Source organism: Lachnoanaerobaculum orale (assembly GCF_003862485.1).
Lineage (GTDB): Bacteria > Bacillota > Clostridia > Lachnospirales > Lachnospiraceae > Lachnoanaerobaculum > Lachnoanaerobaculum orale.
In genome coordinates, this window is sequence record NZ_RRCM01000002.1 from 204,797 (window position 1) to 225,433 (window position 20,637).

Annotated in this window: 13 protein-coding genes and 1 other RNA gene; all 14 read right to left on the bottom strand. The window is 39.7% G+C overall.

All coding sequences use genetic code 11. The features are described from left to right. Window positions 1–15 precede the first annotated feature (15 nt). Window positions 16–981: a hypothetical protein gene (locus EHW90_RS11080; RefSeq protein WP_124952819.1), complete on the bottom strand. Its 966-nt coding sequence runs from the start codon at window positions 979–981 to the stop codon at window positions 16–18. Then, window positions 968–2,755, bottom strand: a complete 1,788-nt coding sequence (locus EHW90_RS11085; protein WP_124952820.1) for a cache domain-containing sensor histidine kinase — start codon at window positions 2,753–2,755, stop codon at window positions 968–970. The genes EHW90_RS11080 and EHW90_RS11085 overlap by 14 nt, the downstream gene beginning before the upstream one ends. Window position 2,756: 1 nt before the next feature. Next, window positions 2,757–4,361: a response regulator gene (locus EHW90_RS11090; RefSeq protein ID WP_124952821.1), complete on the bottom strand. Its 1,605-nt coding sequence runs from the start codon at window positions 4,359–4,361 to the stop codon at window positions 2,757–2,759. Window position 4,362: 1 nt separating this feature from the next. After that, complete coding sequence (dtd, locus tag EHW90_RS11095) at window positions 4,363–4,800, bottom strand: D-aminoacyl-tRNA deacylase (protein WP_124952822.1); 438 nt, start codon at window positions 4,798–4,800, stop codon at window positions 4,363–4,365. 7 nt (window positions 4,801–4,807) lie between these two features. After that, complete coding sequence (gene greA, locus EHW90_RS11100) at window positions 4,808–5,302, bottom strand: transcription elongation factor GreA (RefSeq protein WP_124952823.1); 495 nt, start codon at window positions 5,300–5,302, stop codon at window positions 4,808–4,810. A gap of 57 nt (window positions 5,303–5,359) precedes the next feature. Further along, window positions 5,360–5,536: non-coding RNA, 6S RNA (ssrS, locus tag EHW90_RS11105), on the bottom strand. A gap of 161 nt (window positions 5,537–5,697) precedes the next feature. Further along, the gene (locus EHW90_RS11110; protein ID WP_124952824.1) at window positions 5,698–10,308 is read right to left on the bottom strand and encodes a MucBP domain-containing protein; all 4,611 of its coding nucleotides are present in this window, start codon (window positions 10,306–10,308) and stop codon (window positions 5,698–5,700) included. A 114-nt stretch (window positions 10,309–10,422) separates the two neighbouring features. Then, window positions 10,423–14,430, bottom strand: coding sequence for a MucBP domain-containing protein (locus tag EHW90_RS11120; protein ID WP_124952825.1), 4,008 nt, complete (start codon window positions 14,428–14,430; stop codon window positions 10,423–10,425). Window positions 14,431–14,760: 330 nt separating this feature from the next. Then, on the bottom strand, window positions 14,761–15,240 hold the full coding sequence (locus EHW90_RS11125) for an S-ribosylhomocysteine lyase (protein WP_124952826.1): 480 nt from the start codon (window positions 15,238–15,240) through the stop codon (window positions 14,761–14,763). 12 nt (window positions 15,241–15,252) lie between these two features. Next, window positions 15,253–17,136 (bottom strand): heavy metal translocating P-type ATPase, encoded by a 1,884-nt coding sequence (locus EHW90_RS11130; RefSeq protein ID WP_124952827.1) that lies wholly within the window; start codon window positions 17,134–17,136, stop codon window positions 15,253–15,255. A 24-nt stretch (window positions 17,137–17,160) separates the two neighbouring features. Then, window positions 17,161–17,382: a cation transporter gene (locus tag EHW90_RS11135; RefSeq protein WP_060930946.1), complete on the bottom strand. Its 222-nt coding sequence runs from the start codon at window positions 17,380–17,382 to the stop codon at window positions 17,161–17,163. Continuing rightward, window positions 17,379–17,735 (bottom strand): ArsR/SmtB family transcription factor, encoded by a 357-nt coding sequence (locus EHW90_RS11140; protein WP_124952828.1) that lies wholly within the window; start codon window positions 17,733–17,735, stop codon window positions 17,379–17,381. Before EHW90_RS11140 ends, EHW90_RS11135 begins: the two co-directional genes overlap by 4 nt. 165 nt (window positions 17,736–17,900) lie before the next feature. Then, window positions 17,901–18,986, bottom strand: a complete 1,086-nt coding sequence (gene trpS, locus EHW90_RS11145; protein ID WP_009446148.1) for a tryptophan--tRNA ligase — start codon at window positions 18,984–18,986, stop codon at window positions 17,901–17,903. Beyond that, window positions 18,979–20,625, bottom strand: a complete 1,647-nt coding sequence (locus EHW90_RS11150) for an O-antigen ligase family protein (protein ID WP_124952829.1) — start codon at window positions 20,623–20,625, stop codon at window positions 18,979–18,981. Before EHW90_RS11150 ends, trpS begins: the two co-directional genes overlap by 8 nt. Window positions 20,626–20,637 lie beyond the last annotated feature (12 nt).

Genomic DNA, 20,637 nt, shown 5'->3' on the forward strand with positions numbered 1-20,637 from the left:
TTTACTCCCATATTCTTACTCTACAGGAAAAAGCTGTTTTACTATATCTTCATCCTTCAAACTTTCCTTATCAAGCAATATATTTTTCATATCGACATTTGACGTATAGCCTGTCTTTTTAAGGTCCGCCATCAGCATCTCTACAGCCAAATATCCTTCATCATATTCATTCAATGTGGAAAGCGCATCAATATTTCCGTCATCCAGCTTATTTACAAACAATGTGGTTGCTCCGATACAATAAAACCCTTTTATATGCTCATTGTATACACTGCTTCCGCCAATTATTTTACATAGATTGTCACTGCTGTGTTTATCAAGTGAGAATATATATGCACTCTTTTTACTATGTACCAAATCTTCAATAGCAGTACGAAACTCTCTCTCATCTCCCTCTATAAATACGGTATGCGCATCCTTTGATTTTAAAAACTCTATTTCAGGTTCCACCCCCGCAGGCTTGGTACTGTTATAAAACACATATATCGGGGAAGTACCGTCATAGCTTTTTTCAAATTTATTGTAAAGTCCTGTAATCATATCCACATAGTCAATATTTATTGTTCTTTTGGATGTGACTATATTGCCGCTTGAGCCGCCAATTTTCTTTGTATCAAATACATCCGCATCCTTTGACTTTATTACCACCATAGGTACCTTAGTCATGGCAAGTCTCAAATCATCTTTTGCAAGCACTATTATCCCGTTTGTACCGTTATCTTCTTCAGACTCTATCAGCTCTTTTTGACTTGCACTGCCGAGTGTAAGAAGGTTTATATCAATGTTATATCTCTTTGCGGCATCATCCACACCCTTTTTCAGATTGGAGTACTCGCCCTCATTCTCACTGTCAAGAATAAGTGAAACCTGATACACCTTAGGCGAACTCTCCTTAAGTATAAGGTCGGTCTGTGACAGTATAAAGAGTAAAACTATTGAGAGAAACCATGCTGTCCAAATATATATCTTATTTATCTTCATTTTTCTCTCCGTAAACTATAGCAGGCAGGTGAATAGTAATCTTGGTTCCTTCATCAGGCTCGGACTCTACAAAGAGTCCGTATTCGGCACCGAAGTACAACTTTATTCTCTCATTCACATTCTTGACTCCTATACCTGAACCTCTCTTACTTGGTACAATATCCTTACTTAAAAGTGTAGCCACCACATCCTCACTCATGCCAAGACCGTTATCGGTTATTGTAAAATAAAGCTCATCGTTTTCTTTGAACACTCTTACATCTATTTCACCGTCACCGTCCATAAACTCCATACCGTGGTATATTGCATTCTCTACAAGAGGCTGTAACATAAGCTTAAGTGACGAATACTCCGACACATCCTCGTCCACTTTGATACTGTATTCAAATCTGTTTTTAAAACGCATACTCTGTATCATAAGATAGTTTCTGACATGCTCCACTTCATCTCTTACAGTGATGATATTTTTGCCCTTACTAAGTGATATTCTGAAGAACTTTGCAAGTGCGGTCACAATGCTTACCGCCTTATCGGGCTTTTCATTCTCAATCATCCACACTATTATATCCAAAGTGTTATAAAGGAAATGCGGGTTTATCTGAGACTGTAAAGTATCAAACTCGCTTTTTCTTTTGGCATTGTGTTCCGCCACCAAATCGGACATCAATACCTTTATTCTGCTTAACATATTCCTTATGGAATTGCCCAGATGCTGCACCTCATATGAGCCGCTCGGCAATATCTCCACATTAAGATTGCCGCTTTCTATCTCCCTTACACTGTTATCAAGACGGCTTATAGGATTTGATATTCTGTTTGAAATATAGGCATTTACCATTGCCAGTAGGAATAGAAATAAATCCGCCACAAACAGTACAAACAGTCTAAACTTCATACTGTCCACATTGATTGCGGCGCTTCCCGTTACTCCGACAAGTTTCCAACCTGTATATCCTATAGTCCTTACATTGACTGTGAGTTTCTTTCCGCCTATATTCTCAATACTGATACCGTCTTTTAAACCTGCCGCATACTTGTTGTTTTCCGTAAAGCGCCCTGCATATATCTCATTTTGTCTCGGATGCCAGATAATATCTCCCTTATCGTTTATCAGATAGATATAACCTCCGTTTCCCAGATTTACATTGGAGAACAGCTCCTCAAAGAACATATAGTTTAAGTTTATAAGCAGCACCGCCTGTGTCGCCTTACCCTCACTTGTCACCTCTACGGCTCTTGACATCGACATCACCCATGAGTAGCTGTTTTCATTTTGGTCAAACAGATTTCTGATATGCGGCATTGAAAAATAAATATATTCGCTCTCCGCCATACTCTTTTTGAAAAAATCTCTTTCAGACACATTGATACCGTCTTTAAGTCTAAGCGCCGGCATAGACTCTATAAGAGTGCCGTCTCCGGCTATCAAAGCGATGTCGTCAATCATATTGTCATTGTTGACATATAGCAAATTCATTCCGTTTTTTATATCGTCATCTGATATATCCGTGTTCTTGATTACATTGTAGTAGATGGAATCCGAAATCTTCATAACATTTCTCAGATATGAATCTATGGACTCACCTACCTGACCTATGATACCTGCATTCTCCTCGATAATTGTCTTATTAAGGCTGTCCGTGAACCTTTGAAACATTATAAGGCTTATAAGTGCTATGGCGATAATGGCCGTCACCGTAAAGTATATAAAGATAGAGCTTCTGATACTGAGGTTTTTATTACTGAACTTTTTTATAATTAGTCTCCTGTTCATATCAGCCTTGCTGCCTGTACTTTGACGGTGATACGCCGTACTTTTTCTTGAATACATAGCTGAAATAGTTCTGGTCGGCATAACCTACTTTTTCAGCTATAATATAGGTCTTTTCATCTGTAGTTTTTAAAAGTTCCACAGCCTTTTGCAGTCTCAAATTGGTAAGAAAGTTCACATAGGATATGCCCATTTCTTTTTTAAAGTTTGTAGAAAATCTTGCAACAGATACATGAAGATACTTGCAAAGCTTTTCCAATGAAAGCTCTATATCCGCATAGTTTTCTTCAATATAATTTTTTGCCTCGTCAAGTACTTTCTTTGAGGTTGTGACTCTGTCCTCTCTTATCCTGTGCGCTATATTTATACTGGCCTCAAGCAGCCACTCTCTGAAGCCTCCGGTATCCTTTATCTTATCAAGGAGGTCTATATAGTCTGTAGCCGTCTTTGTAAGTACTGAAAGTTCCAGTCCGTAGTCTTGCACCATACTGATAATAACATTTATTACATTTATCATATATGACTGGTACTGACTTGAATGTGCCTTGGACTCCTTAAGCTTTGAGAAAATTTTTTCCACATAATCTACTATGCTTTCATCACTTCCGAACTTAAGTATATTTATATATTCCTTGGCCTCTATGTCCTCAAACCTGAGTCGTAACGCCTCCACAGGTTGCATATCCTTTATATATATGACTTCTCCCGTGCCTACAATACCTCTGTACCCAAGTGCTTCCTTTGCAAGAGTATATGACTGATGCAACTTTGTAATATCATCCACACTGATTCCGAGCCCTATAGTCAGATTCACTCCTATTACTCTTATAACATCCTTTATCGCCTCAGAGAGTACGGACATTATATAGTTTTTTGACATCTTATCGGGCAGTCCCACTATTACCGCTATACTTGACTCGGAGTACATGGAAAATACTTCCGCCTGTAACTTGTTTTCAAGGTTTTCTATCAAGTTGACCTTTACGGATATCGGAATCAGCTCCTTATTAACTATTGCACTGTCCGTATCATCTATATGAACGGTAGCCACAATATATTTGTCCACATCTTTCAGATTTATATCATACTCGACAAGTGCATAATCAATCTCGCTCTTTCCGATATTTCCATGTATCAGTCCGTTCAAAAACTGCTCTCTGAGTATAGGAATACTTGCAAGATAGCTGCTCTTAAGCTTTTCAATATCTCTTTTTTTGTCCAGCTCGTCATCCAGAGTCTTATGTACTTTCCTAAGTATCTCCGTCAGTTCTACTGCGGATACCGGCTTTAATACATATTCTATTACGCCCATCTTTATAGCTTCTTTGGCATAGTCAAAGTCGTCAAAGCCTGAGAATATAATGGACTTTATAAGCGGATATCTTATATTTATTTCTTTTATCAGCTCAAGTCCGTCCATATAGGGCATTCTTATATCTGTAAATACAAGGTCGGGGTTCAGATTTTCTATCTTTTCAAGTGCCTCCACTCCGTTTTCGGCATCTCCGACCACCAAAAATCCTTCTTCTTCCCAGTTTATCTTCTTTATGATACTCTTTCTGACTTCTTCCTCGTCGTCCACAAGCAGTATTTTATAATGCTCCTTCATATCAGAGTTCCAATACTATGGTAAAAGGTCCGTCGTTCTCAAGTGATACCTTCATATCCGCACCGAAGACTCCGCATTCGGTATGTATATCTGAACTTTTTCCGAGATCAACCATATATTCATAAAGTCTCTTTGCTTCATCAGGCGATCCTGCACCTATAAAGCTCGGTCTGTTGCCCTCTTTGCAGTTTGCAAGCAGCGTAAACTGTGATACCAAAAGCAATTCTCCGCCTACATCTCTTAACGATAAATTGGTTTTGCCGTTTTCATCTTCAAATATTCTAAGCTTTACCAATTTGTTAAAGTATTTTTCCACAACCTTTTCATCGTCGTCTGCGGCTACTCCGACAAGTACCAAAAGCCCTTTATTTATCTTTCCTACTTCTTTTTTGTCTATCTTTACATCCGCATAGTTTACTCTTTGTATTACTAATTTCATATTCCTCCTAAAATGACCTTATATCATCGTCTTCTTTGTTTATTTCAATGGACATTATCTTTACAAAATATCCTCCGTCACCTACAGGTACTTTTACCCTGTCTCCTTTCTTCTTGCCTACTATGGCCTTACCTATAGGAGACTCTATACTGAGTCTGCCCTCAAGTGAATCACCTCTGATAGATGTGACTATTTTGAATTTTTCACTTTCATCGTCGTCTTCAAAGTAAAGTTCCACTTTCTTACCTATTCCGACCTCGTCATCATTTGTCTTATCTTCATATACATGACAAAACCTTAGCATTCTCTCCAAATAGTTGATTCTGCTTTCATTTTTGTTCTTTTCTCTCTTGGCTGCGTAGTACTCAAAGTTCTCAGATAAGTCGCCCTGTGCTCTGGCTTCCTTCACAGCCTCTATAAGCTGCGGTCTTAGCACAAGCTTTCTCTCTTCAATCTCAGCTTCTATCTTTTTTATATCCTCTTTTGTAAGCGCCTCTGCCATAAACCCATCCGTAATATTTTTCTATAAAACAAAAGAGTAGTAAAAAACTACTCTTTTTTAAAACCCAAAGTGACGGCTTTGCTTATTGACGCCTAGCAGAGCTAGGTGGGTTACCTCACCCTGATATCTGTCTTCTACCTATAGCAGCCTGACATCCAAACAGAGCTCTTTGGAATCCCATAAATCATAATGTAGGTTCAAAATTGGCAAAGTTATCGCTCACCCCAGGATTTTTATCTATACTCAGATTATAATACAAATTATAAATTTTTCAATATATTTGACACTGTATTTTGAATTTTCTTTAAATTATTTGAAACAAAAAGGGCCGGAAGCCATACTCAAAGTATTTCTTCCGACCGTAAAATCATAAATTGATAATTCTTCAGATTAAATTATGATTTTTTCTTTTTGAAGATACATAATGCGGCCAATGCGCTTGAGATAAGCATCATCAGTCCGTAGATAGGGGTCTTATCGTCATCCTGTGTCTTCGGAACCGATAAAGCCCTTCTTGTAGCGGATATCGAACTCTTAATATCTCTATTCAGATTTCCCTTATCCGGCTGCGGATTCTTATCCTGAGTATTAGGCTCATCAATAATAATCTGCGGCTTTTCTATTGTATTATTTGTATCCTGAACGGTAACGGTCTTTGTCGGTCTCACACCCAAGGTTCCGTCTGAAGAACCGCCGCCGCTCTTTCTTCCGTTAGATCCTGTAGCTATTGAAGGTGTTGCTATAGGTCTGTTAGGTCTTATTACCAGATCCTGTTCTCTTCCCGGTGTAATAATCTGACTTGGTGTAGCTATTCTACCCGGTGTAATAGGACTCGGTGTCAAAGGATTTATAGGTGTAACAGGGTTTATAGGGTTGATCGGATTTATAGGATTTATAGGGCTTGGTGCTATCGGTGTAGGTGTTACAGGCGGTACCGGTGTGATTACCACACTTGGGTCCTTTCTGTAAATATATGTAACCTCTGTTGTTCCGCTTGTGAACACACCTGTTTCACTTCCCTGTACCAGATATAGGCTGTATCCCGGTATGGTCTTTGCACCTGTTGTATACGGAAGTCCGAGCTTCCTTGTTCCGTCAAGTACTTCATCACTCTCTATAGGAAGTCCTGCAGTATTTACATAATGGGCTATTACGTTTCCTGCATCTTTTCTGCGATATACATATGTCACAGTCTGAGTTGTGCTTGTAAATGTTCCGTTGGCATTACCTGGTACACTTACAAGGTCATAGTTGTCAAATGATTTTGAACTTGAGGTATAGTTATCACCTAATCTCTCGGTACCGTCAAGTACTTCAGGAGTATCAAGAGGTACATTTCCGTCTTCATCCACATGCTCTATTACAACATTTCCGGCATCCTGACGCTTATAGATATAGTTCACTGTTATTGGGCTTACAGTGAATGTTCCGTTTGCGTTACTTGGCACTGTTATAAGAGTGTAGCCCGGAATGTTCTTAGGTGTTGTAGTATAAGGTAATCCTACATTATCCGTTCCCGTAATATTATCCGGTGTCTCAATCCTGTTTCCATGACTGTCAAGATAATTTACTGTTACTCCGCCTGACTGCTTTCTCTTATAGAGATATGTTACACTTTGGCTTCCGTTTACAAATGTTCCTGTAGCGTTAGAAGGCACTGTAGCTATCTCAAAGTCAGAGTAAGTCTCAGGGGTTGTGGTATAAGGCAATCCGAGCTTTCTTGTTCCGTCAAGCACTGTAGGCGTACTTAAGTCGCTGTTGTCATATACCGACTTGTGGTAAACCGTCACATCTCCGGCATCGTTTCTTCTGTAAACATAAGTTACAGTCTGCGGTCCCGGTACGAAGGTACCGTTTTCATTGCTCGGTACGCTTACCAATGTGTAGTTAGGTATTGTCTTTCTTGTAGTTGTATACGGAAGTCCGAGCTTACCTGTACCGCTTTGTGTCTCAGGTATATCTATCTGATTTCCGTCTTCATCTACATAGACGCTTGTAACATCTCCGGCAGGTTTTCTTCTGTACTCATAGATTACAGTCTGCGGTGTGCTTGAGAATGTACCGTTTTTGTTACTTGGCTGTGCTACCAATTCATAATCGGTAATATTCTTCTCCGTTGTAGTATAAGGAAGTCCGTGTTTTCCTGTTCCTCCAAGTACATCGTCATTTGAAAGAGGTGTTCCTGTTCCATGTTCCACATACTTAACTGTTACATTTGCCGCGTCTTTTCTCTTGTAATAGTAATTAACTCTCTGAGTTCCGCTTGCAAAGGTTCCGTTTGCTGCAGGGCTTACAGATACAAAGTCAAAATCATTGATATTCTTTTGTACTGTTGTGAACGGAAGTCCGAGCTGACCTGTTCCGTCAATATTCTCTTGATTAGCTACAACTGCATTTGTACCTTGCTCAAGATAATTTACTACTACATTTCCGGCATCATTTCTTCTGTAATAGTATGTTACAGTCTGATTTCCGGTTGTAAAGGTTCCGTTTGCATTGCTCGGTACGCTTACCAATGTGTAGTTCGGAATATTGTGGTCTGTAGTTGTATATGGAGTTCCAAGCCTTCCGGTACCGCTCAATGTTACATCAGGTACCAACTGTGTTGTTGTACCGTCTATATAGTGATGTACTATAACATTTCCGGCATTCTTTCTCCTGTACTCATACACTACCGTTGTTGTTCCTGTCGCAGGATAGGTTCCTGTGTGGTTTGCAGGTGTCACTACAAGGTCATAGTCCGGTATAGTCTTCGGTGTAGTTGTATATGTAAGTCCCGACTTGCCTGCTCCGCTCATTGTGGTAGGTGTATCAATAGGAGTATTGCTACCCTGCTCTACATATTTTACTACAATATCTCCTACATCCTTTCTCTTGTAGTAGTAGTTGACTGTCTGTGTTCCGCTTGTAAACGTTCCGTTTGCTGCAGGACTTACAGATACAAAATCATAATCATTGATATTCTTTTGTACTGTTGTAAACGCGCTTCCAAGCTTATTAGTTCCGTCAAGTGTCTCCTGAGTTGCAAGTACCGCATTTGTTCCCTGCTCAAGATAATTTACCACTACATTTCCTGCATTCTTTCTCTTGTAGTAGTAGTTGACTGTCTGTGTTCCGCTTGTAAACGTTCCGTTTGCTGCAGGACTTACAGATACAAAATCATAATCATTGATATTCTTTTGTACTGTTGTAAACGCGCTTCCAAGCTTATTAGTTCCGTCAAGTGTCTCCTGAGTATCAAGCACAGTATTTGTTCCCTGCTCAAGATAATTTACCACTACATTTCCCGCATTCTTTCTTCTGTAATAATAGATTACAGTCTGAGGTGTACTTCCGTTTGTAACAGTCGTAGCACCTGTAGAACTTGGTGTTGTAGCTGAACTTGCTCCGCTTACGTCCACACTTACATACTCGTAGTTGGCTATATTTGCCTCCTCGTTGTTAAGGTTTTCGCTCTGTCCGAGTCTTCCGCTACCGTCTATTACAACAGCACTTGGAGAAGTTGATCCTGTAGGTGTAAACAACTCGGTTGTTGTTCCCACTTCATAGTGGTGTACTGTAATATTTGCCGCATTCTTTCTTCTGTAGTAATAATTTACCACCTGATTTCCTGCAACATATGTCACAGTTGTAGCACCGTTTGCAGTATTAGGTGTACTTGCTCCCGCTGCTCCCGTCACATCTACATTCACATACTCGTAGTTGGCTATATCCGCAACTTTGTTTGTAATGTTTTCAGTTAATCCAAGCTTCTCGTTACCGTTAAAGTTCTGAGCACTTGGTGTGCCTCCCGGTGTAGGTGAATACAGCTGTGTGGTTGTTCCCACCTCATAGTGGTTGACTGTTATATTTCCCGCATTCTTTCGTCTGTAGTAGTATGTTACAGTCTGATCTCCTGTAGTAAAGGTTCCTGTAGCGTTTGTCGGTGCAGGTGTCACAAGCTCATAATCACTGAGTTCAGGTACCGAAGTTCTGTCACTTGTTGTATAAGGAAGTCCCAGCTTACCCGTTCCGTCAAGTTCTTCAGGTGAAGGTGATGTCTTTCCTGCCGGTGTATAAAGCTCTGTTGTAGTTCCCAACAAATAGTGATGTACCGTCACCTTTCCTGCATTCTTTCTTCTGTACTCATACACTACCGTTGTTGTTCCTGTTGCAGGATATGTTCCTGTATGGTTTGCAGGTGTCACTACAAGTTCATAGTCTGTTATGGTTTTCGGTGTAGTTGTATATGTGAGTCCCGACTTGCCTGCTCCGCTCATTGTGGTAGGTGTATCAAGAGGAGTATTTGTACCCTGTTCTACATATTTTACTACAACGTCTCCTACATCCTTTCTCTTGTAGTAGTAGTTGACTGTCTGAGTTCCGGTTGTAAATGTTCCGTTTGCTGCAGGACTTACAGATACAAAGTCATAATCATTGATATTCTTTTGTACCGTTGTAAACGCGGTTCCAAGCTTATTTGTTCCGTCAAGTGTTTCCTGAGTTGCAAGTACCGTATTTGTTCCCTGCTCAAGATAATTTACCACTACATTTCCTGCATTCTTTCTCTTGTAGTAGTAGTTGACTGTCTGGGTTCCTGTTGTAAAGGTTCCGTTTGCTGCAGGACTTACAGTTACAAAATCATAATCATTGACATTCTTTTGTACTGTTGTAAATGCGCTTCCAAGCTTATTAGTTCCGTCAAGTGTCTCCTGAGTTGCAAGTACCGTATTTGTTCCCTGCTCGAGATAATTTACCACTACATTTCCTGCATTCTTTCTTCTGTAGTAGTAATTTATCACCTGATTTCCTGCAATATATGTAACAGTTGTAGCACCGTCTGCAGTATTAGGTGTACTTGCTCCCGTTGCTCCGGTTACATCTACATTCACATACTCGTAGTTGGCTATATCCGCAACTTTGTTTGTAATGTTTTCACTTAATCCAAGCTTCTCATTACCGTTAAAGTTTTGAGCACTTGGTGTGCCTCCCGGTGTAGGTGAATACAGCTGTGTGGTTGTTCCCACTTCATAGTGGTTGACTGTTATATTTCCCGCATTCTTTCGTCTGTAGTAGTATGTTACAGTCTGTTCTCCGCTTTGGAATGTTCCTGTAGCATTTGTAGGTGCAGGTGTTACAAGTTAATAATTGCTTAGTGCAGGATCCGATGTCTTATCGGTAGTAGTATAAGGAAGTCCCAGCTTACCCGTTCCGTCAAGTTCCTCAGGTGAAGGTGAAGTCTTTCCTGCCGGTGTGTAAAGCTCTGTTGTGGTTCCCAAAAGGTAGTGGTGTACCGTTACTTTTCCCGCATTCTTTCTCTTGTAATAATATGTAACTTCCTGTACTCCGGTCGTAAATGTTCCTGTAGCGTTTGTAGGTGCAGGTGTTGTAAGCTCAAAGTTTTGAATATCGGCTTCCCTGCTCTGTGTAGTATAAGGAAGTCCGAGCTTCTCGGTTCCGTCAAGCTCCTCAGGTGAAGGTGATGTCTTTCCTGCCGGTGTATAAAGCTCTGTCGTATGTCCTACTTCATAGTGATGTACTATTACCTTTCCCGCATTCTTTCGCTTGTAGTAATAATTCACCGTCTGCTCTCCTGTAGTAAAGGTTCCTGTAGCGTTTGTAGGCCCCGGTGTTACAAGTTCATAATTGCTGAGTGCAGGGTCCGATGCTTTATCGGTAGTAACATATGGAAGACCGAGCTTATTTGTTCCGTCAAGTTCCTCAGGTGAAGGTGATGTCTTTCCTGCCGGTGTATAAAGCTCTGTTGTGGTTCCCACAAGATAGTGGTGTACCGTTACTTTTCCCGCATTCTTTCTCTTGTACTTATAGACTACAGTGGTATCTGTGGTCGCATAAGTTCCTGTCGCATTGGTCGGAAGTTGTGTTGTATCAACTTCGTAGTTCGGGTCTGTTGTAATCGGTGCTGTAGTATAAGGAGTTCCCACACCTGCAGTTGTAGTCACTTCAGGTACAAGTGGATTGTTGTCATCTTCCTTAATATGCTGCACTTTCAAGTTTGAAACATTGTTCTTCAAACCGAGATTCTCAACAGCCTTATGTTTTACCTTGGTTAATGTAAGGTCTTTTTTTGCCCAAGTACTTGTCTGTCCGCTAAACATAGTTGAGTTGTCCGACTGTGTGGAGTCGAAGTCCTGTCCTATAGTGCTGCCTACACTTGGATTTGAGGCGATCATTGTATCGCTTGTAAGCATTTCCGCTACTACAGTGTAACCTCCGGCATTGGTAATCTTGTTTTTGAAAACATAATCACCGTTTGCATCGGTTGTAGTCTCTGCGATTACAGTGCCGTCCTTTATAAGTTTTACAGGTCTGTTTGCTATAAGCACATCTCCCGTATCATACTTTCCGTCATCATTGACATCATAGTATGCTTTTCCGGATACCTCATATTTGATGATTCCGACCTTTGAGTTGATGTTCTCGTTTGCACCGTCTATGTTGTTTCCATACCATGTGGCAATTGAGTTGTTACTTGTATCGTTCTCATCAAGGTTTGATGTATCAGGCATCTTTACTTTATAAGTAAAATACTGTCTGTCATCTCTTGACAGTTTCACTCCCGGATTCATCTCGGCTTTGAACATGGTTACCTGACTCCAGTCGGTAATTGCCGACTCCGATACCCAGTTATTTGCCAAATTCTCAGGAAGTGTTCCCTTAGGTGTATCTGTGGAATAGTACATTGTATATCCCGCAGGAGCCGTCACAGGTCCCTGCAATATGGTTGCAAACTTTGAACCTCGGTCTACATAGTTGCCTGCATAGTCCTTTACCACATTCTTATCTCCCACATACGGGAAGACATCAATGAAGTGTAGGTCCGATGCATCCGCTCCCGAGTTGTTGTATGCCATAATACGATACTGTACTATTTCATCTTTTTCAGCTTTCATCTTTGCACGATATGCACTGTCCGGCTCGGACTCAAGCTTTTCAAGCTTGTTTATGATTACGGACTGCGGAGGTACGAAGTTAAACTTCCACTCGATTCTTGAGAGTCTGTCTGTTGTACTTCCGTTTTCGTTGGAATCATAAATATCAAGATAATTTGTATTGTCTTTTGAATATACGGTATGCGGATCCTTGCTTGTAGGCCTGTCTGTATTATTGCTCCAAGAAAGTATCGCCTCTACCTTATGTTCTCCCGGTGAAAGACTTGAATCAGGCTTAAAATTAACCTTTATGTTGTCTCTCTTAAATATTGACTGCTGTTGCTTCTTAAATGCAAAATTGTTTAAGTCAAATATATAAGCTTTCTTACCTGTACCTGCGTAGTTTGCCACTTCGGTAGGATTTGCATCCAAATCAAAGTATGCATTGGCACCCACTGTGATACTCTCAAAGTTAAGCTCCGGATCTACCAGCATAATAAGCTTGCCGTCTACAACATCTCTGTCCTGACTGAATATGAATGAATTGTCATAATTTACAGTCATCTCATACTGCATTGTATTTCCCGCATATGTAATACTTGATGAAGTACTTCCGTTAATAGTCTGACTGAGCTTATCAAGCTGCATATTTGCATACTCTTCACGCATGATATAAACAGCGTTTGAGCTTATTGTGGTCCAAACACCATTTGAATATGACTGTACTTTACCTGTATTGGTCACATTTGTGGAGCTTGGATTCGGATTGGCCGCCATATTGTTTTTAAGTCTTGTAAACTCCGCATTTGTAAGCTTTGTTTCAAGTACAAGACCGATGGCATCCTGACCGTACTTGGATATCGTCACCTCATCATCAAATATGAGTTTAATACTCTTATAATACTTCGGTGTCATAGAAATCGGCACCGTGTCGGCCTTCATCTGTGTAATATTATTTACAGTCTCAAAAGGTACATTTGCCTGTATAACTTCTTCACTTCCGTCATCATTGACACCGATCAGTTTATTTTGACTGATTTTTGCAAGATTTGCGGCATCAAAGAAGCCGTCCATTACACGTATACCGTAACCTGTAAATTCGGTCTTCTCCCAAGGCTCATCTATAATAGTGTTGATAATTGTTGTAGTATTTTGAGCTACTGTAGGTCCCCAATACTGTCCGCCTGTAATCAAATATTTATGTCTGTACTCAGGATCTACCGGTACGGAATAATTATATTTCAGGTGATACTTGGTTCCCTTTAATTTTTTTACATACTCGTACTCTCTGTATACCTTACCGTTTCTTTCAGTGGTAGGGTCTGTAGTACCGTCATCATTTACAAGTATAGTTTTTACAGGAAAGTACTGTGTAGCCACTGTAGTGTTGGTACCGTACTTCATTGTAATGGTTGTATCAAAGTATGGTAATGTTCTTGTAAAATCTTTGGTAACAGTATTGTCTGCTGCATTGTATGTCCAACCTGCATTGTTCGGTAAAGACGGATCCCATACCGAAGTGCCGGGCAAAGTGATGGTGACCCTTACAGGTCTCCTGTCTACACCTTCTGTAGGTCTGTTTGTAACTTCACCGTTGGTGAGATTCTTTTTACCGTTTTGTATAGTGAACTTTATATCACTTTGAAAATCAGGTGAAAACTTGGTATGTGTGGAATCCACATCACTGTCTACCAGAAATTCTTTAAAAAGATACATCCTCGGATTTGTTACACCGTTATCCGGTGCTTCAATACCTGCCACATAACCTGATTTTGTAAAATTCTCATCATCGCTTGTAAGTTCAACTCCGTCTTTGTCAAATAAAGCTGTCTTAATAGTAAACTGCTCTCCTGCTGCATTCCTTAAGTTCTTAAGTGTAGCACTGAACGGGAATTTCTTAGGCGGACCTGCCGTCAAATTCTTATAGGTTACCTTAATCTTATAGTACTGTGCATCGGAACTGTCTATACTTACGCTCTGTATAAATTCCGCAGGCGATACATCCGACTGTGACGGCTGTTCAAATATATTCTTATCCAAATATATTATTGAATACGGCAGAGTATAACTGCCCACAGTTCCCGATATACCGGTCTGTATACTATAGGACTCTCTCTTACCTATAAGCGAAGAGCTCTGAGTTACCGAATATCCTATTGATGTTGTAACTTGACTACCTATACCTGTAGCATGTGCGTCGATAGGCACCGAGGTAAAGGTAAACACAATTGCCAATAAGAATGACAGTATTCTCATTATATAATTTCTTGTTCTGTTTATAGTTGTTCTCCTTTCATAATAGATTTTATGATCTACCCTATAGCATATGGGCAGTATCACATTATTAAATATAGTAGGCGAAAAATATTTAACAATTCATTATTATACTTTGTATCTTTATATAATTCTATTACTTTTAGTTTAAATCATAAAATTTCATAATAATCACAATGCAATAATAGTAATCATTCTTTATTTTGTGATTATATATAAAACATTAACATATTCTTTCATAAGGCAAAATAAAAAGGTATGTAAACCGCCTGTTTGCATACCTTTTTACATTATTTATCTCTTTTTTTAATTCTATTCAGGATATATCAATCTGTCCTCTTTGATATCTTTCAGTACCTCGTCAAGATACTTTGCAGCCACATACTTTGCCATAGGCAGGTTAATATCAAGGTAATTGCCGCAGTCCTTTGCACAGGCTCCGGGTACTTCACCCTCAAAGTCTTTGATAAATGTAAACATCTCCTTAAGAAGTGACACTATATCCTTTGACTCGTAATCTCCGTTTAAGAGCAGATAAAAACCTGTCCTGCATCCCATCGGCCCGAAGTAGAGTATATTTCCTCCCCACTCCTTATGGTTTCTAAGGAATGTGGCTCCAAGATGCTCTATTGCATGAAGCTCTGCAGTATTGATAACCGGCTCAAAGTTCGGTCTGGTCATTCTTATATCAAATGTCGTAACAACTCTGTCTCCGACCATATCTTTTCTTGATACATATACACCCGGCAAAAGCCTCAAGTGGTCTATTGTAAAACTTGTAATTTTCTCCATATAATCTCCAAACTATATATTTTCTACCTGTAGGTTTCTCATTGCATTGATTATGCAAAGTACGGTAACGCCCACATCTGCGAACACCGCTTCCCACATAGTACCAAAACCTATGGCTGCAAGCAATAAGAAAATCACCTTTACACCTATAGCAAATGCAATATTTTGCTTTGCGATACTCATTGTTCTCTTGGCTACCTTGATACCTCTCACCATATTGTCGAGGTTGTCATCCATTATCACCACATCTGCAGCCTCTATAGCCGCATCCGAACCTATACCGCCCATGGCAATACCTACATCTGCTCTTGCAAGTACCGGAGCGTCATTGATGCCGTCGCCCACATAGGCAAGAGTGTTCTTTTCTGCAAGTATCTCTTCAAGCTTGTCCACCTTATCCTGTGGCAAAAGCTGTGCATATGCATAGTCAAGCCCCACTTCTCTTGCTACGATATCTGCAACTTCTTTTGTATCTCCGGTAAGCATAACATTTTTTTGTATACCGATATTTTTAAGTGCGGCAAGACTTTCCTTGGCGCTCTCTTTTATCCTGTCGTTGATTACTATGGTTCCGAGGAACACATTGTTCCTTGCTACATATACTATAGTTCCGAAGTCGTCACATTTTTCAAACTCGATATTGTTTGATGTCATAAGCTTGTCGTTACCTACAAGCACCGTTTCACCGTCAAGTTTTATACTGATACCCTGACCTGCAACCTCGGTTAAATCACTAAGTCTTTCTGAGAGATTGCCGTCTGAGCCATCTTCTTTAAGCTCCTCATAAGCTTTTTTGATTGAAACCGCTATAGGATGTGATGAATATTCCTCAGCAAATGCCGCATTTTCAAGTAATTCCGCATCCGATACATTGTTCGGATAAATCTTTACCACCTCAAACACTCCTGCCGTAAGAGTACCTGTCTTGTCAAACACAAAGGTCTTTGCACCTGATAAAAGTTCAAGATAATTGCTTCCCTTTATCAGTACACCTATCTTTGATGACGCACCGATTCCGCTGAAGAAGCTGAGCGGTATTGCTATAACAAAGGCACATGGACAGGAAACAACCAAAAATGTCAAGGCTCTGTAAATCCAAGTGGTAAACCCTGTATCCGGGAATATAAAAGGCGGAATAATCGCAAGTGCCAATGCCGCAAAAACCACTATCGGAGTATATACACCGGCAAACTTTGATATGAAGTTCTCAGTCTTTGACTTCTTTGCCGCCGCATTCTCCACAAGATCAAGTATCTTACTTGCGGTAGACTCGCTAAACTCCTTTGTAACCTCAAGACTTAGCAGTCCGTCCTTATTTATACTTCCGCTGTATACATGGTCTCCTACATTCACACTTCTCGGAACCGACTCACCTGTAAGTGCTGAGGTATCAAGCATGGCTCTTCCCGATACCACGATACCGTCAAGCGGAATTATCTCTCCGGCCTTTATCTGTATCTTAGCCCCAATCTCCACATCATACGGATCCACGGTTTCCACGCTGCCGTCTTCTTTTATAAGATTGGCATAGTCCGGTCTGATGTCCATCATATCTGATATTGACTTTCTGGATTTGTTGACTGCAAGTGACTGTAAAAACTCACCCACCATATAAAACAGCATAACTCCTACCGCCTCAGGGTACTCACCTATTATTATGGCACCTACAGTGGCAATAGTCATAAGGAAGTTTTCATCAAAGACCTTTCCTCTTTTTATATTGGAAAACGCCTTCAATAAAACATCTTTTCCTACTATTATATATGCGACTATAAATACTGCAAAGCTGACCCAATGTGAATATTGAAAGCCAAGCTTTGAAATTATGATTGCAATGATATAGAACACCGCAGCCACAATTATTTTCCTTAACATCTTCTTTTGCTTATCGTTCATAATACCCTTCTATATGATTAAGCTTTATGCTCTCTTTACTTCTACATCAGGTTGTTCAACCTTTATTATCTCCATAGCCTTCTCAATGATTTCATTCATCTTCTCAGCCTCGGCTTCCAATGTGCACTTTAATGTCATGAAGTTGATATTTGCACTTGTAATACCCTCAATAGCAGCAAGCTTTCTCTCAAGCTTTGCCGCACAGTCTGCACAATCTAAACCTTCCAACTTATAAACTCTTTTCATTTTCTTTCTCCTTTTTGATGTTCTTTACATATATGAGTTACATGTATGATACCTGTTTCAAATATCTCTTTTACATGTTCATCATCCAACGCATAGTATACTTCTTTACCTTCTCTTCTGGCTCTTACCAACTTGGCTTCTTTTAATGTACTAAGCTGATGTGATACCGCCGACTTTGTCATACCCAATACTTCACAAATATCCAGTACACAAAGTTCGTGTGCATTCAATGACCAAAGTATCTTTATCCTTGTGGGATCTCCAAATACCTTAAACAGCTTTGAAAGTGATTCAATTATCTCAGAGTCAAGCATATCGGTTTTTGCCTTACCTACCGCTTCTTCTCTATCCAAACTTTATACTCCTTTACCTCCTTTAGTTGAATATATACTCAACTGTTATGTCACTATTATAGTTGAATATATGCTCAACTGTCAAGAGGAATTTAAAAATTCCCAAAAAATATAGGCCTTTATTAAGAACCTGAATCCTGAAATAAAAACCTATATATTTTAATATTACTTTGAGAATCTCTCAGCCTGTGACCTTATAAGCTCCACATCGTCAAAGTAGTTTATTCTCATAGCCGCCTTAACCTCTGCAAGTGTATTTGCAGCTTCGTTTCTTGCTATTTCACAATTTTTCTTTAACATCTCATAGATAGCCGGAATATCCTTCTCAAACTCGGCTCTCTTTGCTCTGATAGGTGCCAAAGTATCTTCCATGACATTTGCTAAAAACTTCTTTACCTTCATATCTCCAAGACCGCCTCTTGTATAATGCTCTTTTAGCTCATCAAGTGACTTATACTCCGGTAAAAACTTTTCAAAATCCTCAGGCTTTGAGAAAGCTTCAAGATATGTAAATACGGTATTGCCTTCAAGATGTCCCGGATCGCTTACCTTAATATGAAGCGGATCTGTATACATGGTCTTTATAGCCGCAGCTACAGTTTTCTCGTCGTCGGACAGATAGATACAGTTGCCAAGTGACTTACTCATCTTTGCCTTGCCGTCAGTACCCGGAAGTCTCTTCGCCGCTTCCTCACTCGGAATAAGCGCTTCAGGCTCAACCAAAGTTTCACCGTATACCGAATTGAACTTTCTTACTATCTCTCTGGTCTGCTCAATCATAGGCAGCTGATCTTCACCTACAGGCACTGTAGTCGCCTTAAAAGCCGTTATATCCGATGCCTGTGATATAGGATATGTAAAGAACCCTACCGGTATACTGTTTTCAAAGTTTCTAAGTCCGATCTCGGCCTTAACTGTAGGGTTTCTTTGAAGTCTTGAAACCGTAACAAGATTCATATAGTAAAAGCTCAGCTCTGTAAGCTCAGGTACCATTGACTGTATAAAGATGGTTGACTTTTCAGGGTCAAGTCCGCAAGCCAGATAGTCAAGTACCACCTCTATAATATTCTGTCTTACCTTCTCAGGGTTCTCCATATTGTCGGTAAGTGCCTGTGCATCCGCCACCATTATAAAAATCTTTTTGAACTCTCCCGAATTTTGGAGTTCAACTCTTCTTTTCAGAGAACCTATATAATGTCCCACATGCAGCTTGCCTGTAGGGCGGTCTCCTGTAAGTATTATCTTATCCATTTATTATATCTCCTTTATCTCTAAGTAATGCCACCGTCAATCCGAAAAATATCCACAAAAGCGGTGTCACTACAGGTAAATTCAGGTTTACAACAGCCTGAGTGGCATAGCAGATAACCGCTATTGCAGATGCATACAGATACGGCAATGAAGAAGGATCTCTCAAATCTGTCATCTTGGTTCTAAGCGCCTTCACACTTGGTATTATAAGTCCCAATATATATGCAACAGTGGCTATAGGTCCCAGTGTAAATAAAAACTGTATATACTCATTGTGAGTCGCATCAAAAATCTGTCCTGTAACCGACTGCATCTCTTCATTCCTAAGAAGACTTATATATATACCGAATGTATCCGGACCGCTTCCTACAATCTTATGTAAAAGCGGAAACTTCATATATTCCTCGATAGCGGCTCTCCAAATATAACCTCTGAATGTACCCCATGAATCATTGAATATAAAGTAGTTTGCAAGTGAACCGTATTTGGCAGTAGCCTCGGCTACATTTGAATTTATCTTTACACCTAAGAATATAAGCCCTAAAAATACTACAACCAGTATTCCCAACCATATATATCTGAGTGTCTTTAAAAGTGCTTCATTATCTTTAGCATTTTTCTTATTCTTATAAGCTGCAAAGTACATTGCAATCACCGCTATAAGAAGCAATACTATCACCAAATCCAGATATTTGAAATCGCTGATAAAATCATAAAGACCTGAGATTCCAAGCACCTTATCTGAATATACTGTATTGATAAGCTTTATTATTCTTATTCCCAGCAGGTAGGTAAATATCGTAAGTACAAATCTCCTTACACCTTCCATACTTCTGAAAGCTACAAAAGGCATAATACCGAAGAATGCAGCCAATGTAAGATAACCGTTATCCGATGTACCCATTGCAAGCGCAATAAAGTTCATCAGCATTATCAGGTAGTAAAATACAAGCTTGCCCACAGACTCACCCTTATTCTTGCCGTTATCAAGAGGTGATGTGATAAACAAAGTTCCGGATATCGCAATATAGAATGCCAAAACTGCAGTATATGTATTTATATTTCCGATTGTGGATGTAAATATCGGCCACTGAGCGGCATCTATATTCTCCTTAAAATGAAGTATATCCATATTGAAGTAATCTGTATATCCGAACAGACATATCGGAATACTTATCGCAAGAAATACTGTAAAATACACCTTACTGAATGAGAAGAGTCTGCTTAATATAAAATATATGGCGACATACAGTGATATAAGAAAAAGTCCCGAGTATCTACCGTTTTCTCCCGTTACAGCCTGTCTTATAAACTGCCCTGCAAATAATGTTGACAGTACGGTCATAACCATAAACACCATTATACATATATCCCATATGTCAAACTCTTCTTTAAACCAAGTAAAAAAGTCCTTTGAATTCAGCTTGTCAAAAAAGGTTTTAAAGCCGCCGCCGAATCCGCTTATCACTATCAGAGCAAGTATCATAAGGACGGTCAGTATCACTACAGTATAGAATTTTGTCTGTAGTATATCATAGTAATAATAATTGTAGACCAAAGGGAAGATGGTAAACATGGCAAGCAGCCAAAGTCCAACTATCACATTTGATGCGTTAAGTAATTTTCTCTTAGAATTCATATATCCTCCACA